The organism is Nostoc sp. TCL240-02 (assembly GCF_013343235.1).
Taxonomy (GTDB): domain Bacteria; phylum Cyanobacteriota; class Cyanobacteriia; order Cyanobacteriales; family Nostocaceae; genus Nostoc.
This window is the reverse complement of the sequence record NZ_CP040094.1, coordinates 2,599,015-2,623,942: the sequence shown is the minus strand read 5'-3', so window position 1 is coordinate 2,623,942 and position 24,928 is coordinate 2,599,015. Positions and strand designations below refer to the sequence as shown.

Genomic DNA, 24,928 nt, shown 5'->3' with positions numbered 1-24,928 from the left:
AGATGAAGCTTTTCTGTACTTGACTAGTGCTAGATTTAAGTTACTCTTAAAGCGGAATACTTCATGTAAGAATCTGCCCTGACAGAAGTGTATAAAGATATAGTTAAATTTAGAAATTCTGTCCGAGATTTTTAATTTGCAAACTGAATAGTTTGATACGGCGCTCAAAACCCTGATCTACTACCCTAAACAAGGTAGTCAATTAACGACTCAATATTATCTGTCTGGTAATTGTAGTGAATAGTTTACAATACCAGTGGATGAGAAAATCTAAAGAAAATATAAAAGAAACTCAAATGACTGTGGTGTCTGGAGGACAAAAGTGTTTCTGAGACTAGCACATCAACATCGGCAATTCGTCCAAGACTTGGTAATGAACCTGCAAGCCTTGGCGGTTGTATTAGAGCGGCGCGGGTATCCTGCGTCCTGTTACACCTGCGGCGACCAAATGAATAGTGCATCATTTATGGTTAGCTTGGGTGATAACCACCTAATTCGGTTTCTGGTGTCCGATTACGGGATTACTTGGACGGAAATGCGGGATGACCGCGAATTAATGAAGCTAGAAGGCGCAGAGGCAATTAGCCAACTGGACGAACTAGCCGATCTTGTCAAGCAATCTATGCAAACCGATACAGGTTCTAAAATTCTTGCCAAGAAATATTAAGGTTCCAAAGGTCGATCGCAAATTAGAAATCGATTATCGGTAATTGGTAATGGTGGCTTAGTTAGCGATCGCTCTTAGTCTGTTCTCCATTACCATCAAGTGATTGGCTCGTAGCCCATCGCCTATTTTTTCTATCTGCTAAAACCTCACGAGCCTGATTTTGAGCTTTTAGCTAAAAGTTAAAATGCACTGTTAATCAGAATCAGCATAATAATTAGTAATTCTTAATTTCTAACTAAAAAATAGGTTAAGAAAAATTGCAAGTATCAAGCAACCAACATAATTATGCTTGAGTTAAAACCTGTTAACATAAAGAAATTATGAATTATAAGTCATGAATTATGAATTTTTAATGAATTTTCTTGGTGGCAATCAGCCACAAAGTTGAACAAGGCATCCTTTGACAGAGATGGGAAACGATCAACACCTAAAGTCCATTGCCAATTAAAATAAAGGATGCCCAGTAGTACGGGTGACTAAAATTACTAACTGCTGCCACGGGTACATTGTGGCTTCTTATTTTCCAGTCTCCAGTAATTAATGAGACTTGAGCTTGTCGTAAGGTTTCAGCTTTAGTAAACTTATCAGTGGTGAGTATACCATAAAAAGCACTCATGAGCGCTTGCGTACCACCATCATCTACAGACCACAACGAGGCGATCGCGGCTCTTGCGCCAGTTTGTTGCATCTGATAGCCAAAGCCCAAAATTTCCTCACCGTTACCTAACTTGCCTCCTAAGCCGGTTTCACAGGCGCTTAAAACTACCAAATCTACATGGGGGAGCGACCAAGTGGCAACATTTCTCAAGTTAACGCGATCGCCATTCCCAAATAAAATAAACGAATCTTCTGGTTTACCCACCACAAAGGCTGCATGAGTCGCTAAATGGACAATTGTATAATCATCCATTTGGGGTACAGCAACTTTAGGGCTAAAAGCTTCGTCTAAAAGCTTCGTAGTTTCAGGAATCGTAGCAGCTAAGTTTTCCACTTCCTGCGTTGCAAAGGGCAAACCAGCAAAAGCAACCTGTCGATTCCCAACTTTAATTTGATAATTACCCTTAGTAAAAGCACCAGCTAAAACCCGCAAAGTAGATTCTTGTGGGGTATTTAAGTTAGTCAGACTGGCAGATGTAATGTGATTGACACCCAAACGCTGCACTAGCCATTGTTTGCCATCATATAAAGCAGTTAAAGGAATATAGCGTAACTGCTCATCTGGAGCATAAATCAGAGTTTGTGTATCTGATTGCTTCAGGTCTTTTTCTATAGGTTTAATTAGCCAGTCATATAATTGGCGTGCAGGTGCTTTGATATTCCGGCTGGGATTGATTAAAGCTTGGCGGAAAGTAGCAATTGTTTGATGGAGGTTTTCGCGTTTTACAGCAACGGTGCGATGAATTGGTGGAGATTCAGGAGTGACTAATACCAATTCCAAGCTATCTTTTAAAATCAGTGGATAGAGGATTGCAGATTTTTGAGGCAATCTCGCCAAATTATCCCGAAGTTCGTTGAGATTCTCCAAATCCAAATTTTGCCGCCTAGCTGTACGGCTAATTTGCTCTATCTGTGCTTTCACTGAAGGACTATTGATAAATTCGTTAAATTTATCCAAAAGTTGCTGTTGATTTAATACTAATTTCTCGATGCGTTGTTTCTGTTCGAGCGATCGCTCTTTGGGAGAAATTTTCCGTAGTGTTGTTAGTTCTTTACCCAGTACAACAGCATTATCAAGGGTTTGATCCAACTTTTGTTTAATTGGTTTTTCTGTTGCCGCTATATTAATACCTTTGGCAGTACGTTGATTACCTGGCACAGTCTGGAGATATTCTTCTAGTTCTTCAACTTTGAGTAAATCCATCGTCCTTTGTGCTTCAGCAATACGCTCTTGTTTGAGCAATCGTTCACCCAAAATACGATATGTCTGGCTAACAGTTATGCTGTAAGCATTTTGTTGTGGCGCACTCAGTGCTGATGGATTCAAGCGAGCTTTTTCACGATTAATTAAGCAATGCTTGTAGAAAAAAATTGCTAACTCTGGTTGATTTTGAATATCAAATAAGTAACCTATGTTACTGTAGGTTTTGCCAAGTCGAACGAGATCCCCAAGTTCTCTATTAATTAATAGAGCTTGCTGATAGGATTGAAGTGCTTCAGGATACTTTCTTTGACTTTGGTAGATTCTGCCGATGTTATTGAATGTTACCGCTTCCCAAGAGCGCTCTCCACGTTCTCTAGTAATGGCTAGTGCTTGTTGTAATCTCTGCAACGCTTCTTGCGATTGACCTTGCCGAGATTCTTTGATAGCTTCTTCATTGAGCCTTTCAATTTCTAAAAGCTGATTATTCTGGGGTAAAGCTTGAGCTTTTTCTCCAGAGTTGTATCTCAACCTTGTATTTGTGCCTACCTGGTTATTGTCTGGGTATACCATCCCAAAACCGAGTAAACTAAGTATAGTTAAAGTAATAAGACTAACATACCGGAGATTAGGCTGCATAACAAAACACCCCCCATACTCGGAAGTGTAAATATTAAATCAATTAAGTTATGGAATGCAATGAATTTTTATAGATCGTGTGTAAAACCCCCATGCCAAGAGTGGGCGGGGCACTTGACGCTATTCCATATTTGAAAAATTTCTAGGTGCTTAGAAAAGTGAAAATGTCACAAGAAAAACCCAGCCAACCAAAATTACCACCCACCACCGCCCTTGACAATCCATCAAGTCATGAATTTGGGAATTGGTTTGAATATCCTCTGAGGGTGCAACCCCACCACACTGATTATTCTGGTGTTGTATGGCACGGTTCTTATGTAGCTTGGATGGAAGAAGCGCGGATTGAATGCTTACGATCTATAGGGATTGAATTTGCTGATTTAGTTGCGATAGGTTGCGATTTACCAGTTGTAGAACTATCGTTGCGTTATCATCGTTCAATGCAATTGGGTATGGCAGTGGTAGTAAAAACGCGCATGGCCGAGGTAACTGGTGTCAGAATTAATTGGGATTATGCCATTGTTTCAACTGATGGACAACAATTGTATGTTACTGCCAAAGTGACTTTAGTCGCTTTAGATCGCGAAAGAGGCAAGATTATGCGTCAGTTACCGCCGAGTTTTAAGGATGCATTAGCCAAGATTTCAGCATTAAATAATGATTGATCGGTACACTGTAGCAGAATTTAACTATCCTTAATAATTTAAAGTAGGGGCAATGCATCAATTGCCCCTACTCGTCTAGTTCATTTTGTGCTGAATACAATTAATTTTACTTTTTACTTGCTGTTTTGGATATTTGATAAACTTTGAGTAAACTGCATTATGTGATGCCAAATATCTTGTGGAGTAATGCCAAAACTAATGTTTAATAAAATCAGAATTGCGGCAATGGTTAATGCATTCTTTAGAGTAGCTTTAAATAACTTCCACAATATTACGAAGACAATCCAAGCTACAATCAACGTAGCAATCATAATATATAAATTCCTTAACAAGAGCCCTTACCTGAGAGGATATTTATTCAGAAAGGGTAATTTTATCTGAACTAAAAATTACTAGTGCTAAAGCTATTAAACCTAATTTGGAATAGATACTAAAGCCAAGATTTTTTGTTTAACTATGCCAATGTCATATTATCTGAAAATGAGGCAATAATTTAGATGAAAGGCAAATTATTTGGCAATTTGGCAGAATTACTGGAAAGACTTTTTTAAATTTTTTGTATCAATAATCACAATATACAAGAGTCAGATTAGGACTCCGATTTGATTTTTGAAAACATCCTGAGAGTAAAAAGGCTTTTGTCTCAGGGTTGTATTTGAAATTTTGTTCAGAAATCAGACAGGAGTCCTAATAGTTTCTAAAAAAATCTATTCAGCAACTAGTAAGATAATTACTGTATCAACTCGAAGGAGTCAAAAAACTTTGTGGCATATCTGGTTTATAACGCAATTGTAATTCATTTAAAATCAGAAACTTACCTGACCGAGGACTTTCAACACGAATTAATACATCACTTTCTCGACTTATTCATTGAAAATCTGAATTGAGAATTTCTTGAGCGACAATACCAGGAATTTGTGTTACCCACCTTACCCAATTATTGGGAGCAAGGCTAATTAGTTTTTTAGTACTAATATCGGCTGATTTCGACATTCAATAGTAGATGTATACTGAATTCTGTAAATTGTATCAATATGAGGAGTGCGATGTCTGATGACAAATCTGACAGCTACACATTTATTGTTGATGAGATGAAGTGCGATGTCTGACGACAAGCCTTACGGCTACGCATTTATTGGGGTTTGTGAGAGGGCAATTGTGGTAGCTTTTTTTGCACTAATTCGCCACTGAATTTAACCGTTAGCCTTCAGCATTAGGCTGAAGGCTAAACAAGAATTGATCAAGAAGTATAAAATCTGCTTTTTGGATATCTAAATTAAAGGTTTTTATCGCAGAGAAATTATCTGCGAGTGAGTCTCTAACTTTTCAGTCGCTGTTAAAACTTCTTGTCTTGCCCATTTATCTGCTGCCAAAATGTCATCTAAAGAGGGATTAACACGGTGATCATTTTGATGGCGATCGCACACCCATTCGATACACCGAGGAATATCTAAAAAGCGAATTTTTTCATCTAAAAATAAAGACACAGCTTGCTCATTGGCGGCATTCAACACAGCTGGCATGGAACCACCAGCTTTACCCACAGCATAAGCCAACTGCATACAAGGATACTTTTGGTGATCTGGTTCCCGGAAGGTTAAGTTTCCAGCTTTGACTAAATCTAGTCGTTCCCAGTTGGTGTAGATGCGATCAGGCCAAGATAGGGCATACAGTAAAGGTAAGCGCATATCCGGCCAACCGAGTTGGGCTAAAACGGAAGTATCTTGCAGTTCAATCAGCGAGTGAATAATGCTCTGGGGATGAATAACAATTTCGATATTGTCATAATCCAACCCAAACAGGAAGTGAGCCTCAATTACTTCCAGTCCTTTATTCATCAAAGTAGCAGAGTCTACCGTGATTTTACGCCCCATCGACCAATTAGGATGCTTGAGAGCATCTGCAACAGTTACATCTGCCAACTTTTCTACATCCCAGTCGCGGAAAGCCCCACCAGATGCAGTGAGCAAGATTTTTCGCAAGCCAGATTTTGGTACACCTTGGAGACATTGAAAGATTGCGGAATGTTCAGAATCGGCTGGGAGTAATTTTACACCATGTTTTTCGACTAGGGGTAGAACCACAGGAGCCCCAGCAATCAGGGTTTCTTTGTTCGCTAAGGCAATATCTTTACCAGCTTCAATGGCTGCGATCGTGGGTAGCAAACCAGCACAACCAACGATCCCAGTAACAACGGTTTGAGCATCACCGTAGCGGGCGACTTCTATCACTCCAGCCTCGCCAGCCAGGAGAATCGGTTGGGGATCGAGGTCAATGATAGCTTCTTTGAGCGCTGGTAATTTCTCTTCTGAGCAAATTGCTGCTATTTTCGGTCGAAACTGCCGAATTTGAGCAGCTAACATTTCTACATTGTTCCCAGCTGCCAATCCCACAATCCGAAACTGATCTGGGTACTGAGTGACAATATCTAAAGTCTGAGTACCGATAGAACCAGTGGAACCAACAAGAGTAATCGCTTTCACAATTGCTTAAGGATTTACAGACAACTTCCACTATAAATTGCTGGGGACTCTTTAATAACAGCAATGACTATAATCGATACACTGATGCAGACGAGTAGAGACGCGGGGAGGGAAAGATCAGGGATACAAAGGGAAATTTATCCATGCTTTTTTGGCTGCACCAACCCCAATCGGTTGATTTTAACTCGATAGACTACTAGCCATAAAGTACTAAATTTGCTCAATTTTCATATAACTAGATAAAAAATGTACTTATAAATACTATATTTTTAAAGATGAACTTCTAGAGAATGGGCAAAAGTAACCAAATAGGAAATAATTTCAATTAATTGCTAATTTGTCCAGTTTGTTAATTATGTTGGTGGAGGATTTAATATGCAAAATGTTACTCATAAATTGCTGTGTTACAGCCATAGGTAAAAGGATGCAGAAAGGAGTTTGTTGAAGCACTCAACCCTATGGTCAAAGTTCAAATAGTTATAAAAAAAGTTTTATGGAAAAATGATTTCCTATTTCCAGCAGCCTTATGGCTTGCCAGTCGAATATTCATCTGGACTGCTATGTTGCTGGTTGCGCCAAAACTACCGTTACCAGCAGAAGAATTTTTGCCTCATTTTGGCTGGGGAGTTTTTGATGCTTGGGATAGTATGCACTATCGAGCGATCGCAACTTCTGGATATGAATTTGTCAATGACGGCAAGCAACATAATCTTGCTTTTTTTCCCCTGTTTCCCTTAAGCATCTGGGTTTTGATGAAGTTGGGCTTACCCTTTGAATTAGCAGGGACGTTAGTCAACAACTTGGCATTTTTTGCAGCCCTTTACTGTTTGTACTTTTGGGTTAAGGAGCATTATGGCATCAATGCAGCGCACTGGACTACTGCTGTAGTTTCTTTATATCCATCATCCATGTTTACGGGGGTGGTTTACACAGAGGGGCTGTATTTGTTTTTGAGTACTTCGGCTTTGCGGGCGTTTGATCAAAAGCAGTATGGCTGGACTGGGCTTTGGGGGGCGATGGCGACAGCAACACGTCCTACAGGTATGGCACTAATTCCAGCATTAGCGATCGCAGCGTGGAAAGAACGCCGACCGCCCATTGCCTATATTGCTGGTTTTGTTACCGCCATTGGCATACTTCTATTTAGTTTGTATTGTGCGATTTATTTTGGCAACCCTTTAGCTTTTATCGAAGCACAACGAGGATGGCGGCCCAATCTGGGGTTTGATTGGCAGGGTTGGTTAAATATGCTGATGCAAATTATAGTTGGCACAAAAAACTGGCAATATGGTTGGATTCAAAAACCATCTGGCGGGATTGCAGACCCCTGGTATTTCTTGTTATTAGGCGTGATTGTTGCCAGTGGCTATCTTTTATGGCACTTCCGTCAACATTTGAATTTTGTGAAATTATTCTATAGCTTTTATGCTTTAGTCTTATCTCTGTTGCTCCTAGCAAGCGAAGAGTGGATCAATAACTTGCTCAACTTGTTTATGGTCTTGGGTAGTGGCTATGTGTTATGGCGCTTACGCACGCAACTGACCGCAGTTACAGTTATTTATGGCTTTTGCGGTATTGGTTTGCTGCTAGCTTCGGGAGGTACTATCTCCTTGAGCCGTCTCGCTTATGGTATTGTGCCTTTGAATATAGCCATTGGTGTGCTGTTATCTCGCCATCCTCGTCAGGGATATTTAATCTTGGGTGCTTTTATGACACTACTAGCCAAAATAGCTATAGGATTTGCCCAAGAACGTTGGGTTGGTTAGAGGTTTGATTTTTTATTGGTGAGAAGTTGAATTTAAATTTCCTAATGAATGTATCCAATCAAAGGAAGATAGCCCTAGCTGCATTATTTGTCGGTGTAGGTGCCATATCTTTTGGCTCTATTTTCGTGAAATTGAGCGAAACTCAACTCAGCCCCAATGCCACTGTATTTAATCGCTTGTGGCTTGCTAGTGTGTTCTTTTTGCTCTGGAACGGATACAAGGCTATACGTCAGAGACTTTCCTTAGACAAACCTGAAGAACAGCAATCCTACACTAGCCATGATCTCTGGCTATTGGGAAGTGCTGGGATCTTTTGGGCTGGTACTTTGGTCTCTTTGGCTTGGTCTCTAACTGAAACTAGCGTTGCGATTTCTAGTGTTTTACATAATCTCGCCCCTATATTTACTAGCTTAGGGGTGTGGCTGTTATATCGTAAAAGTTTTGAGAGCCAATTCTTGATTGGGATGGTCATCGCCCTTGGGGGAGCGATCGCTATAGAATTTGAGGAGTTGCAAATCGCTACAGACGAAGTTCAAGGGGGCTTTGCTGCGATCGTTTCTGCGATTTTCTTGAGTGGATACCTGCTAATCGTAGAAAAATTACGAACTAAATTTTCTCCGGCCACAATCCAGTTGTGGATCAGTACGATTAGTGCCCTAGTTATCTTCCCCATACTTTTGTTTACTCAAGATCAGCTTTTCCCTTCTACAGTCAGTGGGTGGCTGTGGGTCATTTCCCTAGCGCTGATCTGCCAAGTTTTAGGTCATGGACTTTTGACCTATTGTCTTGCGAAATTTTCCTCTGTGGTTGTCTCCTTGGTGCATCTGTTAGAGCCAGTATTTAGCGGTATTTTCGCTCTGATAATATTTTCAGAAAAATTGACTTTTTCAAATTGGGTAGGTTTCGCTGTAGTTTTAATGGGTTTATACTTAGCCGTATCTAGCCAAGGTGTTATTAATTTCCCTTTCCAGGAATCAATCACAACTCTAGTTAACACTTTCATTAAAAGTATGACGAGCAAACTGTTATTAATAAAGCAGCAATTTTCCGAAACACCAGCTTTATTAGGAACTGCATCATTATTATTTGCCCTAATTCCCATATCTTTAGCACCATCTTTGACCAAATTATGCCAACAAGAAATTGGTGCAAATGCTGTAGTATTTCATCGTAGTTGGATCGCCACAATTGTATTCGCCCTATGGAATTTACTTGAGGCTTTCCGTAGCCAACAATCTGAGAATGAACCTATAGAAAATGAGCCTTTTACAAGTCAAGAAGTGTGGCTATTGTTGGCAATGGGAACCTCTGCTGGAACCTACCTTCTTTTGTGGGCTTGGTCGCTGAGTCAAACTAGTGTTGCCAATGTTGCTTTACTCTCTAATTTGAACTCCTTATTTGTTGCTTTGGCTGGATATGTGTTATTTGGTCGGCGCTTCGATAACAGATTCGTGATTGGACTGGTCATAGCCTTGGCGGGAGCGATCGCATTTGAACTCAATAAGGTGCAATTTGCAACTGACCAAATACTGGGTGATACCTTAGCATTGCTAACTGCCATTTTCATGGCTACGTGTATGCTGCTGATAGAACGACTCCGAACCCGGTTTAGCACCGCAACTATCATGCTGTGGCGCTGTGGAGTAACAACAATGTTTCTACTACCCGTACTCCCATTCCTCGAAGATCGACTGTTACCTTATTCCTGGACGGGTTGGTTTTTCATAATTTTCCAAGCCCTCTTCTGCCAAGTATTGGGTCAGGGACTTTTAGCTTATAGCCTCAGCAGAATCTCTTCTAGCGTCGTCGCCGTCACACTTCTCCTCGAACCAGTCTTAGCTTCTATTTTTGCTTGGTTCATTTTTTCAGAACAGGTAGGTTTGTTTGACTGGGCGACTTTCGCCGTAGTTTTAGTGGGTATCTATCTAGCGCAATCTAGTCAATCCACTGTTCAAATAACAAACGAAGGATCTTAGTATAGAGCCTCCGGCACACTGACGCGAACGCTAATACACAAAAAGCATGAAAAATCAATAGTTTTAACCCTACGAGATGGGGAAAATTTTGTGTAGCCGCGATTTCTAATCGCTTTCTCTTGATTTAATATTTCGACACTGCCAACTTGACTGATACAATTTATAACGAAAACTGCCGACAATACATTATTAAAATTAGTGAAACATCAGTTCAATAGGCTGTTAAAGTCTTTCCCATCTCAGGTTAATAGATACTTTACTATTGGTATTATATTAGCAGTGGTAATTCGATTAGTTTTTGTTCCGAGTAAATCGCTTGATTATAAATATTTTTTAGAGCCTTGGTATGATTTCATTGCATCTCATGGCGGCTTCAGCGCTCTAAAATATAGTTTTGCCGATTACACACCCCCTTACCTCTACTGGATTTTAATCTCTGCCACCCTGCTGTCTGGATTGCCAAAAATCTTCGCAATCAAGCTTTTTGCTATAACTGTTGATTTTCTTTGTGCCTTTTTAACTTACAAAATTGTCAAACTAAAATATCTAGAAGGAAAAATACCAATTTTTGCTTTTTTGGCAGTTATATTGAGTCCTAGTGTAATTTGTAATAGTGCAATTTGGGGGCAATGTGATGTTATCTATACAACAGGATTAATTGCCTGTATTTATTTTTTATCTCTTCAAAAACAAGTTTTAGCATTAATTAGCTTTGGCATAGCACTTTCTTTTAAGTTTCAAGCTATGTTTTTAGTACCTTTATTATTAATAATGTTACTAAAAAAAAGAATTTATTGGTATTATTTACCATTGATTCCATTAGTATATGTAGTTTTAATATTGCCAGCTTGCGTTGCAGGCAGACCAATGTCAGAATTGCTGTTAATATACTTTAACCAAGCTAATAAATATAAAGAACTCACTAAAAATGCACCTAACATTTATCAATGGATTCCCAATAATTTTTATAATATTGTTGTTCCTATAGGTTTAGCCTTAACTATATATGCGATATTTTTATTTGCATACATTGTTTATAAAAGTAGACTAGAAATTACTCAAGATAGACTGATACACTTAGCGACAATATCAGTTTTCTTTATGCCATATATCCTACCCAAGATGCACGACAGATATTTCTATCCTACCGATATATTTTCTCTTATATTTGCCTTTTACTTTCCTCAATATCGTTGGGTAGCTATCGTAGTGCAAATATCATCATTTTTTGGCTATTTGGGAACTCCTATATATATCCAGTTGTTTTCTATACCTTTAGGTTTTACACTCTGGTTTGTTGTGCGAAATTGTGACATGATTTACCCAAAATTAAAAGCTGAATTTTTCTAACGCATCAATTAAAAGTTAATTTATCTATTTAAAAAATGAACATAGGGAAAAAGTTTTTGCTGGATGGCTTATTTTTTGTCATAGTAATGTGGCTATCTAGTAGGCTTCTAATCACTATCGCAATGTTACTGATTGCTCCATTATTTCCAGCCCCATCTAATAGCGTTGCTGCTACATTTAGTTGGGATGTTTTCTATGCTTGGGATAGTGTTTGGTATGAGAAAATTATGACTTATGGTTATGATTTCTCTAGTGATGTAAAGGAAATACACACGGTTGCATTTTTTCCTTTATTTCCTTTATTAAGTCGTATAGTTATGTTTATTGGCTTTTCTCCTAAAGTAGCAGCTATATTAGTTAATAATTCGGCTTTTTTAGCTACCTTAATAATACTTTATCGTTGGGTACATGAGCTTTACGGCACAAGCACAGCACGATGGGTAACAGCTACTTTAGTATGGTGTCCCTATTCTCTTTATGGAACTGTAATTTACACTGAAGGTCTGTTTTTGCTATGTACCACATCTGCCTTACGAGCCTTTGATAAAAAGCAATATATTTGGGCAGGATTCTGGGGAGCATTATCTACAGCCACACGACTACCTGGAGTTGCTCTCATCACAGCTTTTATATTTGTTTCTTGGAAAGAACGTAGAGGTATAAAAGCCTATATTGCCAGTTTAAGTGTTGGTTTGGGTATATCTTTGTATAGCCTTTATTGTCAAATTAGATTTGGCGATGCTTTGGCTTTCATCCATGCACAAAAAGCGTGGCGTGGTGATGCAGCAGGATTTGCTTGGCAGGGTTGGTGGCAGATGCTGATGCAAATTACGATAGGTTACACTAATTTTAAAGCTGGCTATATTAAAGACCCTTTGCATCCGTTATTATTATTATTAATTATTAGTAGCGCCTGTTTATTATGGCGCTTTCGTTTACATCTGGGGATGGTTAAATTCCGCAATGGAGTATGTTTTTTATGGCTATTGTTGTGGTTATTGGCAGGAGATGAATTACTAAAAATCCCACTAGTTTTTGGTGGGATATATTTATTATGGTTATCACGTGCTAAAATTCCCCTTGTTACTGTTGTCTATGGGTTTTCTTCCTTAGCTTTAATTTTAAACACTGGAATTACAGCCTCGGCTGAACGCTACGCTTACGGTATTGTATCGCTGTCAATGGCGTTTGGGTTATTACTTGCCCGTTATCCTCGTTGGGGATATCCAATTATGTACTTTTTTGCAATACTAATGTTCACATTTTCTATTCGATTTGCCCGTGATCTTTGGGTAGCTTAGGCTTCATTCTGAATTCTGTTTTGTTAATTTTTGGTAATTAGTGTAAATCCGTTAGCTGCACCTAGAATTTTACTACCAGTTAAATTTATTTGCTGTAAAGCCCCATTATCTAACAGCAAATAAGATTTATTTGATAGCATTTTTTGTATAAGTGGCACAGTTGTAGCAGTTACCTTGCAATCGCTATAAAAATCTAAACTAGGACGGCCATAAGCAAAAGATGTGTAAATTTGTGTTCCTGGCGAAACATTTGCCCGAATTAATGCTGCTACTGGCTTGACTGGAAAAGCTTCATTTAATTCCCAAATCCAAGATTGCGAACTTACCAACAGGGTTAAAACTAAATACATCCCTGTAAATAATACTGGAATAAAATTGCGATCGCGCTGTTTAACTAGCCATGCTGCGATGCCCATACTTATTACCAAAACAATACTCATGACTATCAAAATAGGCTGTTTCTTAATAAAAAAGTAAACACAACCTCCTAAACCAGCAATAGAAATAATAGCCAAAAATATTGTCCAGGTTCGCACTTGAAAATGACGATTCTGCCAAACTTCAGTCAAATTAGCGCCAATTGCCAAGGCTAAAAATGGATATACAGGCATGACATACCACGGAAGCTTAGTTCTCATAAAAGAAATAGTTCCTAAGTAAATAATTGTGACCAAAAGAACTAGATAACTCCAAGTTTCATAACGTTTTTTCCAAGCTAGATAAAGCCCTCCAGGTAAAAATAACAGCCAGGGAAAACTATATTTGAGTAATTCTAATAAATAGTACCAAACAGGCCCACTATTACCTTCAACAGTTTGTGTAAGGCGGTCAAAAGCTTGTGCTTGAAAATGCACTTCTAAAAAAGTATTACCATAATGTTGCCATTGAGCAATATACCAAGCGATCGCAGGAGCATTTCCTAATAAAATTCCTACCCATAAATAGGAACTTTTGAACAAAGCTAATTGCCGATCTGCAAGCAAGAATAAACAGGCGATCGCCCCTAATAGTAAAACTATCGTCCCCTTAGTCAGAATAATTAACCCCAGACAAAATCCCACGCCTAAAGCATATTTTCGATTCTGACGTGCCTTCAAAAGACAAAATAACAACAGCAAGAAAAAAGAAATAGTCATCCCATCTAACATTGCTAGCCGTCCATGACGCACCACAGGCAACATTGTCAAGTAAACTAAAGCAGCAAATAGAGCAGGTAAATTTTGCTGAAAAGCCAAACGCCCTACTAAATAAAGCAAAGGCACACCCAAGGCAGTTAAAACTGCACCAGGTAAGCGTGTGGTTAACTCTTGCACTCCTCCTAGTTGGTAGCACAAAGCAATTAACCATTGCATCAAAGGGGGTTTTAATAAAAATGGTTCTCCCTGAAGGGTGGGATAAAGCCAGTTACCAGTCCGGTAAATTTCTCTTGCGACTAGAGCGTAAGTACCTTCATCCCAATCTCGTAAAGGGGAGTTTCCTAAAAATATCAACCAGATAACTAGAGATATTATCAGTAAGCTAAATAACCATTCTTTTTGTATGAAAATTATAGTTATTTTTGTGAATAGCTTTACAATATTTGTGCGATACATGTAGGGCTGATTAGGGTAATGAATAATATTGCTAATTATGTATCTAAAATACTCACGATGAACACTTTTTTGATGGTATGAGGAAAAAACTGAATCAGCTTGGTTATCTTGGTTGGATAATTGGCATGAGTGCCTTAATTTTGTTTGGATGCAGCAGCCTACGACATGAGTTGTTTCAGTCAACCGCTTTTGATTTGGGAATTTTTGACCAAGTGGTTTATTTAATTAGTAAAGGGGAACCACCTATTAGTTCTTTTATGGGTTTTCATATTCTCGGCGATCATGCTGCTTTGATATTCTACCCCTTAGCTTTACTGTATAAAATATATCGCAGTATTTACTGGCTATTTGCTGTGCAGGCATTTGCTTTGGCATTAGGCGCTTGGCCTACTTGGAGCCCACCAAGCTGGACTGAAGGAAAACCAAGCAATAGCGATCGCATTTGTATATCTACTTTATCCATTGGTGTTTAACGCCAATCTATTTGATTTTCACCCAGAAGTGATCGCTGTACCACTACTTTTAGCGGCGGTTTTAGCAGCACGATTAGGTCAGGTAGGATGGTTTTGTTTAAGTATTTTCTTAGTCTTGGGATGTAAGGAGGTATTGTCCCTCACCGTTGCCGCAATGGGAGTTTGGTTACTTTTATTTGAAAAGCGGCGTTTATATGGTGCGATCGCTATTGGTGCTGGTGTAGCCTGGTTTCTGATTGCTACTCAGGTAATTATTCCTTTTTTCAGTGGTGCAGAAGCAGCAGCAGTAGGACGTTACAGCTATTTGGGTAATTCAGTTCTAGGGATTGCTAAAAATATAGTGTTTCAGCCAGGACTGATCTTGGGAAAGGTTTTTTCACTAGATAACCTGGGATATTTGGTTTTGCTGTTAGTACCTTTGATTTGGGGGCTTTCCCCACAAGGAATAAAACCTTTGGTAGGAGCTATTCCTTGTTTGGCACTTAATATTTTAGCTGATTACCAACCTCAAAAAGACTTGGTACATCAGTACTCTATTCCAGCGATGCCATTCCTGTTATTGGCTGTAATTTCTACTCTCGCCGCAGGTAGGGGATGGCTACAAAATAGACGAGAGATTATCCTGTGGTCATTGGTGGCGTTTTTAAGTCTGGCAAAATTTACCCATTTTGGAGGTAAGTATTTAGTGTCTATAGATACTTATCAAGCTATACAAGAAGCGATCGCTCAGATTCACACTGAAGAAAGTGTTTACACCACAGCACAAATTTGTCCGCATTTAAGCAACCGAAAATTGATTACCTATACAAATGCCGATTCCCCACCTGCTGATTTAAATGCTTTTAATTATGTATTACTGAATATTCGTCATCCTGGCTGGTCAAGTAGTCAGGAGTTTGCTGCAAGCTTGGTCAATCAACTTAAAAATAATCAAAAATTTAATTTGAAATATCAGCGTGATGATGTGTATTTGTTTGTCAAAGTGCCTTGATAAGTTTTAGTTAAGCAGCCAATAAGTTTGCTGGATAGTCACCAGCTTCACCACTACTATAAGCATGGGATTTCCCTTCCAGTGACATTTCGACAATTTCCACCTGAAGTAGTTAAACTTTGCGATCGCTCAAAATGCCAGCGTTAATCATCTACTTAGCAACTATCACAGTCATTACGATTGATTCCAATAATTCTTTATATTCACCCATTTTAAAGGCACTTCACTTCTGATTCAGAATAAGTAGATTGAAAATAAAGACACACTGGAAAGCATGTGATAAAACTGATACACAGGCTGAGGTGATAGCTTGGTAACTATAAAATAGTCGAGTATGCAATTATGTTAAGAAAAATTTCGTTGGCGTTGGTGCAGCCCGCCCTAGGCATCGCTACTTTTGTTATTCCCTTGACTAGCTACACCCATAATCAAGTAACTGCTACCACCACTAACTATCAAATTTCTCAGAATACCAATAATCAATTAATAGGAATAACTATTGAACGTCTAGGAATAGGTGGCGTAAAACTTTCTATGTCCGAGGCACAAGTCAGAAAAATTTTAGGTAAACCTGTAAAAGTAGAAAATGGTTTTATAGCCGCTATTGGTAAAGTTCGTACTCTTAAATATGCAGGTATCACACTTGATTTAGATGAAGGTGCTAAACCAGGTAACTTTACTGTTTATCAAATTAAAGCAACTAGTTCTAAATATTCCACCATAGATGGACTAAAAGTAGGTGACAGTCAATCAAAAGTGATTAGAATCTATGGAAAAACTGAAATATCTCAAGATGGTAAAGTTACCAATTTAAATTACATAGTTGAAGAACCCAGCCCTGGAGGTTTAAAATTTTCTGTTGAAAAAGGTAAAATAACAGAAATTTTCTGTTTTTATCTGATGAATTAAGCAATTTTTACAATTAAATACCAATGCAATTTTAATCGCCTCACTTCATCTAGAGAAATCTCCCAATTCAATTTCATAACTTCTAAATAACTATCAAAACTGGATCATGAAAGCTAAAACTCTTCAATTGTTACCAATCCACCCTCGATAATAGTGAACAATATAAGCTGTCGCGCCTACAAGTTGCCTCATAATCTTTTAGGTAAAACCTGTAAACCCTCCCCTCTGCTCCCCCGATTACTGAGCGTAGTCGAAGTATGCTCCCCTGCTGTCTCAATGTGCAAATTAAAAACACAACAGCTTACTACCGCAGACCAAATGCTACTAGATCCAAATTTGAAGTAGTTAATGAATATTTAGTGAATAAAAACGGTAGAGCAATAAACACTCTACCGTTTTCTAATTTTTTATTTGAGATTTAATCCCAAACCCTAAATCTTACTCAACACCTTGGGGTAACAATTCCCGACGCTGTTGAGAACTAACTTGGACAATGCCATTTTCATCCACATCAACAAGGGCTGTATCGCCATCTTTGATACGACCAGACAGAATTTCTTCTGCTAGGCTATCTTCTAACAGGCGCATAATTGCCCGACGTAATGGTCTTGCGCCGTAGCTGGGACTGTAACCTTCTTGAATCAAACGATCCTTGAAGCGATCGCTAACTTCTAAGGTGATACCCTTTTCAGTTAGACGACCAAATACTTCCTTGAGCATAATTTCGGCGATTTGGGTCACTTCCGGCTTGTTCAACTGACGGAAGACGATGATTTCATCGAGTCGGTTGAGGAACTCTGGACGGAAGTACTGTTTGAGTTCTTCGTTCACCAAGGAGCGAATCCGGTTGTAAGTTGACTCGCTGGCATCTTCGGAGAATTCAAAGCCGATACCGCTACCGCCTTTTTCAATTACCTTAGAACCAATATTGGAAGTTAAAATCAGCAAGGTGTTCTTGAAGTCCACCGTGCGACCTTTGGCATCAGTTAACCGACCGTCTTCCAAAATTTGCAGCAGCATGTTGAATACATCGGGGTGTGCTTTTTCGATTTCGTCAAACAACACCACGGTGTAAGGTCGCCGCCGCACGGCTTCGGTTAGCTGACCACCTTCGTTATAGCCAACATAACCTGGAGGGGAACCAATCAGTTTGCTGACGGTGTGACGCTCCATGTATTCGGACATATCTAAGCGGATCATCGCTTCTTCGGAACCGAAGAAGTAAGCAGCTAAGGATTTCGCCAACTCTGTTTTACCTACACCAGTAGGCCCAGAGAAGACAAAACTAGCTATGGGTCGGTTGGGATTCTTCAAACCGACACGAGCGCGACGAATTGCTCGTGAAACTGCCTTCACAGCTTCATCCTGACCGATTAAACGCTGATGCAAGGTGTCTTCCATGTGCAACAGCTTTTCAGATTCAGATTCGGTGAGTTTGTTCACCGGTACTCCAGTCCAAGAAGCGACAATGTGGGCAATGTCTTCTTCTGTAACTACAGGTTCTTCACCTTCTGTGCCAGTTGCATTGGTCTTGCTTTGAGCGATCGCCCGGATTTCGGCTTTGATTTCCATTTCGCGATCGCGCAGTTCTCCAGCTTTGTCAAAGTCTTGAGAGCGCACTGCATCATCTTTTTCTTTTAATATCTGACGCAGTTCTTTGTCTAACTCTTTGGCTGCTGGTGGCAGCTGGGAGTTAATCAAGCGCACCCTAGAACCAGCTTCATCAACTAAGTCGATGGCTTTATCTGGGAGGAAGCGATCGCTAATGTAACGGTCTGATAACTTCGCCGCCGCCACTAATGCTTCGTCGGAGATTTTCAGTTTATGGTGTTGCTCGTAGCGTTCGCGCAGACCATATAAAATTTCAATTGTTTCATCAACTGTAGGTTCACCAACCATCACTGGTTGGAAACGCCGCTCTAGCGCTGCATCTCGCTCGATGTGCTTCCGGTATTCATCTAGGGTTGTAGCACCGATGCACTGCAACTCACCTCTGGCCAAAGCTGGCTTGAGGATATTTGCTGCGTCAATCGCACCTTCTGCCGCACCCGCACCAATTAAGGTGTGTACCTCATCAATCACGAGAATGACATTACCCGCAGAGCGGATTTCATCCATGATTTTTTTCAAGCGTTCTTCAAATTCACCTCGGTACTTGGTTCCTGCTACGAGCAAACCAATATCCAACGTGACGACGCGTTTATCTTCGAGGATGTCAGGGACATCTTTGGTGGCAATGCGTGAAGCTAAACCTTCAGCGATCGCAGTTTTACCAACCCCTGGTTCCCCAATCAGCACTGGGTTATTTTTGGTTCGGCGACCCAATATCTGAATCACCCGCTCAATTTCCTTGGCGCGTCCCACCACTGGATCGAGCTTATTGTCAATCGCCATCTGGGTCAGGTTTGAGCCAAATTCATCCAAAGTCGGGGTTTTTGTGCGCCCGGATGAGCCGCCTGGTGAAACTTCGGCAGTTTCTCCCAACATACGGATGACTTGGGTTCTTACCTTAGATAGATCCACTCCTAGGTTTTCTAGCACCCTGGCTGCGACACCTTCCCCTTCGCGGATTAGGCCCAACAGCAGATGCTCGGTGCCAATGTAGTTATGCCCCAGTTGGCGTGCTTCTTCCAAGGAGAGTTCTAAAACTCGCTTTGCCCGTGGCGTAAACGGAATTTCCACGGCAACAAAGCCTGATCCCCGTCCTATAATTTTTTCAACTTCAATTCGGGCATCTTTAAGATTGACGCCCATTGATTTCAGCACCTTGGCAGCCACTCCAGTGCCTTCGCCAATCAGACCCAGGAGGATCTGCTCGGTTCCGACAAAGTTGTGACCTAAACGGCGGGCCTCTTCTTGGGCCAGCATGATTACCTTAATGGCTTTTTCTGTGAAGCGTTCAAACATGGCATTTTTCCCATCACCTGCGGTCGTGCCGGTATGCTGATTTTAGCACAGGCAAAGCTTTTGGATGCCTGTATAACAGATTATAGACATCCTGAAGCTATGACTTTAGTTGATGGGCTAATTGTTAACTATTGACTGCTTTTATTTGGCTAGTGTACTGAGGAGCTTTAGTTCACCAGCGTTTTTGGGACTTTTTGAGATTTATTACAAATAGCTGACTGCTTATATTGAGAGTTTTTTCACTTAATCCCAAACATCTACATATACCATATACACTTGTAAATATCAAGCATAGAAAAGTTAAATATGTTTTTCTTATAGCTTATTCATTATTTATAGAATATTTAAATCTAATTAAGTGCAGCAAAGTTGCTTTTCTTGCTGAAGCTGATCGCAAGCCTTTAATTCCAACTACTTAAAAAGTAAGTGCCAAGAGGATTTGCTAAGGCGATCGCTGATTGTGGCATACCACTGGTCTAAAGTTGTTTGAAATTTGGAGTGTTGTAAATCGGGGAGCCAAAGGATTAGCGCATCCTCACCGTTATCTTGGTAGTAACCCCGCCGCCGTCCGGCTGTTTTAAAGCCAAATTTTTGATATAAAGATATTGCTGCCAAGTTGGAAGCTCGGACTTCGAGGGTAGCTCGCTCCATTCCGCGATCGCAAGCTGTCTTAAGGAGTGAATATAGTAAAGCCGCACCCAAACCTTGACGGTGATATTGGGGATGAACCGCCAAAATTGTAATGTGGGCTTCCTCTAAAATTGACCAAAAGCAACCCATTCCTAACAAACTAACGTTGGAGAATGGGGAAAATAAACCGAGTAAATCGCTGTTGGGGCTATCCAATTCTCGTTTGTAGCCTTCCATCGTCCAAAGTCCGCCAAAACAGGCTTGATCTAGTTCTAGAATTGCACTGAGATTATCTGGTGTCAGTAATTTAATTTCTAAGTCTAATGAGATCACATTTATTGAATAAGATTACAAACCCTTTGTAAACTGGGAATCGGGAGACGAACTCAAAGCCCGTAATTTGAACAAGGACAACTTTTATATTTATGGTATCGACTCACCCCACTGGGGTTCAACATTCTGGAAGTCAGTATTTACCTCAAAGGCGCGACACTAACCCAAATCTCTCGCCTAATCAGGAACTTTTACCCCTAACTGCTAGAGTTCATAATCATGACTCCCTAGAAATTGGTGGATGTGATGTCACAACCCTAGTTAAGCAATTTGGTTCACCTTTATATATTTTAGATGAAGAAACCCTGCGTTCAGCTTGTCAGCAATACCGAGATGCTTTCAAGCAGTATTACAAGGGCGAATCTCAAGTATTGTACGCCTCAAAAGCTTGGAATTGTTTAGCAGTTTGTGCGATCGCAGCGTCTGAAGGTTTAGGAATCGATGTAGTTTCTGGGGGTGAACTTTACACCGCCCTACAAGCGGGTGTTAGTCCCAATAAAATCTACCTCCACGGCAATAATAAGTCTCGTGAAGAATTAATTTTAGCGATCAAGTCTGGTGTCACCATTGTGGCGGATAACTGGTATGAGTTGCGTACTCTTGTGGAAATAGCAGGGGAGCATACTTCGACTACGCTCAGTAACCGGGGGAGCAGGGGAGCAGGGGGAGAAAATGTTACCTCATTCCCTCTGCCTATACGTATCATGCTACGTCTAACTCCCGGTATTGAATGCCACACTCACGAATATATTCGCACGGGACACTTAGATAGCAAATTCGGCTTTGATCCCAACGATTTAGATGAAGTGTTTACCTTTGTCAGTCAACAACCCACCCTTGACTGCGTTGGGGTACACGCTCATATTGGTTCCCAAATTTTTGAGCGCCAACCGCATCAAGATTTGGCTGCTGTCATGGTGCAGTGGCTACGGGATGCGGGGAAGTATGGTTTAAATATTACAGAGTTAAATGTTGGTGGTGGTTTGGGAATTAAGTATACAGAATCAGACGATCCCCCCAGCATTGAAGAGTGGGTGAAGGCAATTTGTGAAGTTGTCCAAGAAGCCTGTGCGGTCGAAAATCTGCCTTTGCCGAAATTACTGAGTGAACCAGGGCGATCGCTAATTGCCACAGCTTGCATCACTGCTTATACTATTGGTTCATCCAAAGTTATTCCAGAAATTCGTACCTACGTAGCGATCGATGGGGGAATGTCCGATAATCCTCGCCCGATTACTTACCAATCAGTTTATCGGGCAGTAGTTGCCAATAAAATGTCTTCTCCTTTAACTCAAACAGTCACAATTGCTGGTAAACATTGCGAATCAGGAGATATTCTGATTAAAAATGCACTACTCCCAAAGACTGAACCAGGAGATATTCTCGTAGTTATGGGAACTGGTGCGTACAATTACAGTATGGCATCTAACTACAACCGCTTGCCCCGACCGGCAGCAGTTGTGGTGGCGAATGGCGAAGCGAATTTAATTTTGCAACGTGAAACTTATCAAGACTTAATTCGACAAGATAGCCTACCAGAAAGGCTAAAAAATAGTCATTAGTCCTTGGTCATTGGTGAGCCAGCACGGTCTTCTCCCAAAGGGAGAGGCTAGCGCCTTCGCAAAGCGTCTCGTAGAGAAGGGGGTTTCCCCCATGAGTGACTGGCGCTAGCAAAGCGGTAGCAACGCAGGAGCGTCACCCGTAAGGGTCATTAGCTAGGAGCTAAACCCCGTCTATTTTGAAACCTAGAGTTTTTGAAGAGAGTATATTATTCTGTCGTGGCTTGAGTTTTGAGCTTTAGCCTCATTACAAAAAACTACGGTTTTCACAGTAGACGCGGTTTAATAACAAATGACAAATGACAAATGACTAACTGTAATTAGAGGCAAAAGTGTAATCCAGATGTCATGAGAGATTGGTGGAAGCAATGGCTGATAAACCTGGGGTGGTCACAGTCCTTGCTGCTTGGGACTCTGGATATTGTGTTAGTGCTGGCGCTGACTTACATGATACTAGTTATTATTAGTGAGCGCCGAACACTGTGGATGGTGCGGGGATTCATTATCTTAATGCTAGCCTCAGCACTAAGTGGCAGATTAGGACTACCTCTGCTAAGTTTTGTACTAGAAAAGTTGGTGATTGGTTGTGCTGTAGCGATGGCAGTTGCTTTACAGTCAGAGTTTCGGCGGTTTTTGGAGCAATTGGGGCGTGGCGAATTCCGCCAGTTGTTTCAACCCGACCGTCTGGCAATCCCCAAATCTGATAGTGTAATTGATGAAATTGTTGAGGCTGTTAAAGAATTGTCAAAAAACCGGATTGGAGCTTTACTAATTGTGGAAACCACAGGGCCAATTGATGAGCGAGATTTTTCTGTGCCAGGAGTAAAGCTAAATGCGGAGGTTTCTAAAGAACTAATCCAGACAATTTTTCAGCCGAAAACTTTGTTACACGATGGAGCGACATTAATCCGTGGCTCACGGATCGTATCATCGGGTATAATTTTACCACTTTCGGGACGCACAGCCTCGCGCCAGTTGGGAACACGCCACCGGGCGGCAATGGGAATTACTGAGCGGGTCGAAAATTGCATTTGTGTCGTTGTATCTGAAGAAACGGGTTCCATTTCTTTAGCGGAACGGGGAACTCTAAATAGACCACTGACGATTAAGAAACTAAAAGAGTCATTAGAGGCTCTTTTGTCACCAACCGTGGATAGGGAAGCTGTTGCTCCTGGTCTGTTGAGTTTTGTTCGTCGGATAGGTGGGAAGACACTAGCACTGGTTTCACGTTTACTCGGATTACCATCGACCGCTTCTCGAGATAAAAAATGACAGCACAACAAACTAAACTGCAAGATTTGCCTACTGATTTAAAACGAGAACTATTGCCGCAGCACGTCGCGGTAATTATGGATGGCAATGGTCGATGGGCTAAACGTCAGGGTCTACCCCGAATTATGGGTCATAAGCGAGGAGTAGATGCTCTTAAGGATTTACTCCGCTGTTGTCAGGATTGGGGAATTCAGGCGCTGACAGCTTATGCTTTTTCAACGGAGAACTGGAAAAGACCGCAGGAAGAAGTGGATTTTTTGATGACTCTGTTTCAAAGAGTTTTGCGCCAAGAACTGCGGGAAATGGTCGAAGAGAATGTTCAAATTAAGTTTGTCGGAAATTTGCAGGCTTTGCCACGATCGCTCCAACAAGAAATATCCCGTTCAATGGAAGAAACCAAGGATAATCGCGGTATCCGGTTTTCAGTGGCAACTAATTATGGCGGACGGCAGGAAATTTTACAAGCTTGTCAGGCGATCGCAAAACAAGTTCAGCAAGGTCTGCTACAACCCGATGAAATTAATGAGCAGGTGTTTGAGAGCCACTTGTATACAGCAGGAATCACTGACCCAGATTTGTTAATCCGCACCAGTGGAGAAATGCGCCTCTCAAATTTCCTTCTCTGGCAAATGGCTTATGGAGAAATTTACATTACTGATGCTCTCTGGCCCGATTTTGACCGAGCCGAGTTTCACCGCGCCTTGTGTGCCTACCAACAACGGGAGCGGCGATTTGGGAAAGTATAAATTTATAATAAAACCCAACCGCCAATTTCCGCCTCAGTGGGTTGGGTGGAGATAACCACGAGGCTTGTTAACCAAGGGAGAGAATTAATGTTCAGAAGGAGAAGGAGTATCAAGAATCAGAGTCATCGAATAGGGCTTTGATATCTCGATAGCCACTGACAACACGAAAAATCTCCACATCTTGCCCTATGGGCATGTAGAGGATGAGGTAATTTTCTATTGAGAGGCTACGGATACCGGGTAAAATTTCATCACGCAGTCGTCCGATACCAGGGAACTGAGCAATTTTGGCGAATTTCGCATCCAGCTTACTCAGAAAACCCTCAGACTGAGCCAAGCCAGATTGTCTAGCAATGTAATCCACTATCTGCTCAATGTCTTGAATTGCCGGTTTGGTAAGGCGAAATTGTGAGGTCATGCTTTGTCTGAAACACCGTAGCGCGACCGCACATTGGCACGAATTTGATCCATTGCAGCCGAACCATCAACAACTTCGCCCCGCTCGGACGCTTCCCACCCAATCCGCGCTTCTTGTTGTAGGTCTTGCAATCGTCCTTGATAGTTGTCTTCTTGCTGTTCCAGGAGCTTTATGCCTGCAAGAATAACTGCGATCGCGTTCTGATACTTACCGCTAGTGAGTTGGCGTTGAACTAGGGCTTCTACTTCAGGTGGCAGAACGATTTGCATGGATTTTTGTCGGAGTAGGAGTAACTTAATTGTAAGCGATGTCTATCGACAAGCCGCTACGCGTCTACGCTTTTGGTGGGTGCTTTTGTCAGCTACACCTACTTTAGAAGATTAACGATGCCTA

The 24,928-nt window shown here is 40.9% G+C and carries 19 protein-coding genes and 3 pseudogenes; 12 read left to right on the top strand and 10 right to left on the bottom strand.

Translation table 11 applies throughout. The features are described 5' to 3' along the window. Window positions 1-322: 322 nt before the first annotated feature. Entirely contained in the window at window positions 323-667 is a 345-nt protein-coding gene (locus tag FBB35_RS11075; protein WP_094330768.1) for a DUF1815 family protein, read from the top strand. Between the two features lie 427 nt (window positions 668-1,094). Here the strand turns inward: FBB35_RS11075 and FBB35_RS11070 are convergent, their stop codons facing one another. Beyond that, window positions 1,095-3,164, bottom strand: coding sequence for a CHAT domain-containing protein (locus tag FBB35_RS11070; protein ID WP_174709672.1), 2,070 nt, complete (start codon window positions 3,162-3,164; stop codon window positions 1,095-1,097). A gap of 164 nt (window positions 3,165-3,328) precedes the next feature. Here FBB35_RS11070 and FBB35_RS11065 point away from each other — a divergent pair, with 164 nt between their 5' ends. Beyond that, window positions 3,329-3,829: a thioesterase family protein gene (locus tag FBB35_RS11065; RefSeq protein ID WP_174709671.1), complete on the top strand. Its 501-nt coding sequence runs from the start codon at window positions 3,329-3,331 to the stop codon at window positions 3,827-3,829. Window positions 3,830-3,942: 113 nt separating this feature from the next. Here the strand turns inward: FBB35_RS11065 and FBB35_RS11060 are convergent, their stop codons facing one another. The 3 genes and pseudogenes from FBB35_RS11060 to dxr form a co-directional block, all read right to left on the bottom strand. Beyond that, window positions 3,943-4,140, bottom strand: coding sequence for a hypothetical protein (locus FBB35_RS11060; RefSeq protein WP_174709670.1), 198 nt, complete (start codon window positions 4,138-4,140; stop codon window positions 3,943-3,945). A gap of 451 nt (window positions 4,141-4,591) precedes the next feature. Further along, a pseudogene (locus FBB35_RS11055) lies at window positions 4,592-4,822 on the bottom strand (hypothetical protein); the annotation flags it as partial. Window positions 4,823-5,115: 293 nt separating this feature from the next. Continuing rightward, window positions 5,116-6,312 carry a 1-deoxy-D-xylulose-5-phosphate reductoisomerase gene (gene dxr, locus FBB35_RS11050; RefSeq protein WP_174709669.1) on the bottom strand — a complete coding sequence of 399 codons (1,197 nt, stop codon included), beginning with the start codon at window positions 6,310-6,312 and terminating at the stop codon, window positions 5,116-5,118. A 458-nt stretch (window positions 6,313-6,770) separates the two neighbouring features. On the opposite strand from dxr, the gene FBB35_RS11045 reads away from it, so the two are divergent. From FBB35_RS11045 to FBB35_RS11025, 4 genes are all read left to right on the top strand, one after another. Then, entirely contained in the window at window positions 6,771-8,078 is a 1,308-nt protein-coding gene (locus tag FBB35_RS11045) for a mannosyltransferase family protein (protein ID WP_174709668.1), read from the top strand. A gap of 44 nt (window positions 8,079-8,122) precedes the next feature. Further along, a complete protein-coding gene (locus FBB35_RS33890; protein WP_217481707.1) occupies window positions 8,123-10,054 on the top strand; it encodes a DMT family transporter in 1,932 nt (643 codons plus the stop codon). Window positions 10,055-10,333: 279 nt separating this feature from the next. After that, window positions 10,334-11,404 carry a hypothetical protein gene (locus FBB35_RS11030; protein ID WP_368041828.1) on the top strand — a complete coding sequence of 357 codons (1,071 nt, stop codon included), beginning with the start codon at window positions 10,334-10,336 and terminating at the stop codon, window positions 11,402-11,404. 35 nt (window positions 11,405-11,439) lie between these two features. Further along, window positions 11,440-12,705 carry a hypothetical protein gene (locus FBB35_RS11025; protein WP_174709667.1) on the top strand — a complete coding sequence of 422 codons (1,266 nt, stop codon included), beginning with the start codon at window positions 11,440-11,442 and terminating at the stop codon, window positions 12,703-12,705. A 23-nt stretch (window positions 12,706-12,728) separates the two neighbouring features. Here the strand turns inward: FBB35_RS11025 and FBB35_RS11020 are convergent, their stop codons facing one another. Further along, the gene (locus FBB35_RS11020) at window positions 12,729-14,297 is read right to left on the bottom strand and encodes a glycosyltransferase family 39 protein (RefSeq protein ID WP_174709666.1); all 1,569 of its coding nucleotides are present in this window, start codon (window positions 14,295-14,297) and stop codon (window positions 12,729-12,731) included. A 77-nt stretch (window positions 14,298-14,374) separates the two neighbouring features. Between FBB35_RS11020 and FBB35_RS11015 the strand changes: the two are divergent. Then, window positions 14,375-15,761 (top strand): annotated as a pseudogene (locus tag FBB35_RS11015) (DUF2079 domain-containing protein). A 19-nt stretch (window positions 15,762-15,780) separates the two neighbouring features. On the opposite strand, the pseudogene FBB35_RS11010 reads toward FBB35_RS11015, so the two are convergent. Beyond that, window positions 15,781-15,912, bottom strand: a pseudogene (locus FBB35_RS11010) (Uma2 family endonuclease); the annotation flags it as partial. Window positions 15,913-16,103: 191 nt separating this feature from the next. On the opposite strand from FBB35_RS11010, the gene FBB35_RS11005 reads away from it, so the two are divergent. Then, window positions 16,104-16,670 (top strand): hypothetical protein, encoded by a 567-nt coding sequence (locus tag FBB35_RS11005; RefSeq protein ID WP_174709665.1) that lies wholly within the window; start codon window positions 16,104-16,106, stop codon window positions 16,668-16,670. A 438-nt stretch (window positions 16,671-17,108) separates the two neighbouring features. On the opposite strand, the gene FBB35_RS11000 is transcribed toward FBB35_RS11005, so the two are convergent. Continuing rightward, the gene (locus FBB35_RS11000; RefSeq protein WP_174709664.1) at window positions 17,109-19,577 is read right to left on the bottom strand and encodes an ATP-dependent Clp protease ATP-binding subunit; all 2,469 of its coding nucleotides are present in this window, start codon (window positions 19,575-19,577) and stop codon (window positions 17,109-17,111) included. Between FBB35_RS11000 and FBB35_RS10995 the strand changes: the two genes are divergently transcribed. Continuing rightward, window positions 19,527-19,712, top strand: coding sequence for a hypothetical protein (locus tag FBB35_RS10995; RefSeq protein WP_167755962.1), 186 nt, complete (start codon window positions 19,527-19,529; stop codon window positions 19,710-19,712). The genes FBB35_RS11000 and FBB35_RS10995 overlap by 51 nt on opposite strands. Before the next feature lie 276 nt (window positions 19,713-19,988). On the opposite strand, the gene rimI is transcribed toward FBB35_RS10995, so the two are convergent. Next, window positions 19,989-20,540, bottom strand: a complete 552-nt coding sequence (rimI, locus tag FBB35_RS10990) for a ribosomal protein S18-alanine N-acetyltransferase (protein WP_114083813.1) — start codon at window positions 20,538-20,540, stop codon at window positions 19,989-19,991. Between the two features lie 92 nt (window positions 20,541-20,632). Between rimI and lysA the strand changes: the two genes are divergently transcribed. The 3 genes from lysA to FBB35_RS10975 all read left to right on the top strand — a co-directional run bounded on the left by lysA (window position 20,633) and on the right by FBB35_RS10975 (window position 24,117). Then, window positions 20,633-22,102, top strand: coding sequence for a diaminopimelate decarboxylase (gene lysA, locus FBB35_RS10985; RefSeq protein ID WP_174709663.1), 1,470 nt, complete (start codon window positions 20,633-20,635; stop codon window positions 22,100-22,102). A gap of 345 nt (window positions 22,103-22,447) precedes the next feature. Further along, a complete protein-coding gene (gene cdaA / locus FBB35_RS10980) occupies window positions 22,448-23,371 on the top strand; it encodes a diadenylate cyclase CdaA (RefSeq protein ID WP_114083815.1) in 924 nt (307 codons plus the stop codon). After that, on the top strand, window positions 23,368-24,117 hold the full coding sequence (locus FBB35_RS10975) for an isoprenyl transferase (RefSeq protein ID WP_012412222.1): 750 nt from the start codon (window positions 23,368-23,370) through the stop codon (window positions 24,115-24,117). Before cdaA ends, FBB35_RS10975 begins: the two co-directional genes overlap by 4 nt. Window positions 24,118-24,226: 109 nt before the next feature. Here FBB35_RS10975 and FBB35_RS10970 read toward each other — a convergent pair whose 3' ends face one another. Both FBB35_RS10970 and FBB35_RS10965 read right to left on the bottom strand, forming a co-directional pair. Beyond that, the gene (locus FBB35_RS10970; protein ID WP_174709662.1) at window positions 24,227-24,535 is read right to left on the bottom strand and encodes a type II toxin-antitoxin system RelE/ParE family toxin; all 309 of its coding nucleotides are present in this window, start codon (window positions 24,533-24,535) and stop codon (window positions 24,227-24,229) included. Next, complete coding sequence (locus FBB35_RS10965) at window positions 24,532-24,804, bottom strand: type II toxin-antitoxin system ParD family antitoxin (protein ID WP_174709661.1); 273 nt, start codon at window positions 24,802-24,804, stop codon at window positions 24,532-24,534. The genes FBB35_RS10970 and FBB35_RS10965 overlap by 4 nt, the downstream gene beginning before the upstream one ends. Between the last annotated feature and the right edge of the window lie 124 nt (window positions 24,805-24,928).

What these genes read in the sequence shown, in the direction of transcription:
- FBB35_RS11070 (WP_174709672.1), bottom strand. Translation starts at nt 3,164, where the DNA reads ATGCAGCCTAATCTCCGGTATGTTAGTCTTATTACTTTAACTATACTT.
- FBB35_RS11065 (WP_174709671.1), top strand. Translation starts at nt 3,329, where the DNA reads ATGTCACAAGAAAAACCCAGCCAACCAAAATTACCACCCACCACCGCC.
- FBB35_RS11060 (WP_174709670.1), bottom strand. Translation starts at nt 4,140, where the DNA reads ATGATTGCTACGTTGATTGTAGCTTGGATTGTCTTCGTAATATTGTGG.
- FBB35_RS11045 (WP_174709668.1), top strand. Translation starts at nt 6,771, where the DNA reads ATGGTCAAAGTTCAAATAGTTATAAAAAAAGTTTTATGGAAAAATGAT.
- FBB35_RS33890 (WP_217481707.1), top strand. Translation starts at nt 8,123, where the DNA reads ATGAATGTATCCAATCAAAGGAAGATAGCCCTAGCTGCATTATTTGTC.
- FBB35_RS11025 (WP_174709667.1), top strand. Translation starts at nt 11,440, where the DNA reads ATGAACATAGGGAAAAAGTTTTTGCTGGATGGCTTATTTTTTGTCATA.
- FBB35_RS11020 (WP_174709666.1), bottom strand. Translation starts at nt 14,297, where the DNA reads ATGTATCGCACAAATATTGTAAAGCTATTCACAAAAATAACTATAATT.
- FBB35_RS11005 (WP_174709665.1), top strand. Translation starts at nt 16,104, where the DNA reads ATGTTAAGAAAAATTTCGTTGGCGTTGGTGCAGCCCGCCCTAGGCATC.
- FBB35_RS11000 (WP_174709664.1), bottom strand. Translation starts at nt 19,577, where the DNA reads ATGTTTGAACGCTTCACAGAAAAAGCCATTAAGGTAATCATGCTGGCC.
- lysA (WP_174709663.1), top strand. Translation starts at nt 20,633, where the DNA reads ATGGTATCGACTCACCCCACTGGGGTTCAACATTCTGGAAGTCAGTAT.
- cdaA (WP_114083815.1), top strand. Translation starts at nt 22,448, where the DNA reads ATGAGAGATTGGTGGAAGCAATGGCTGATAAACCTGGGGTGGTCACAG.
- FBB35_RS10975 (WP_012412222.1), top strand. Translation starts at nt 23,368, where the DNA reads ATGACAGCACAACAAACTAAACTGCAAGATTTGCCTACTGATTTAAAA.
- FBB35_RS10970 (WP_174709662.1), bottom strand. Translation starts at nt 24,535, where the DNA reads ATGACCTCACAATTTCGCCTTACCAAACCGGCAATTCAAGACATTGAG.
- FBB35_RS10965 (WP_174709661.1), bottom strand. Translation starts at nt 24,804, where the DNA reads ATGCAAATCGTTCTGCCACCTGAAGTAGAAGCCCTAGTTCAACGCCAA.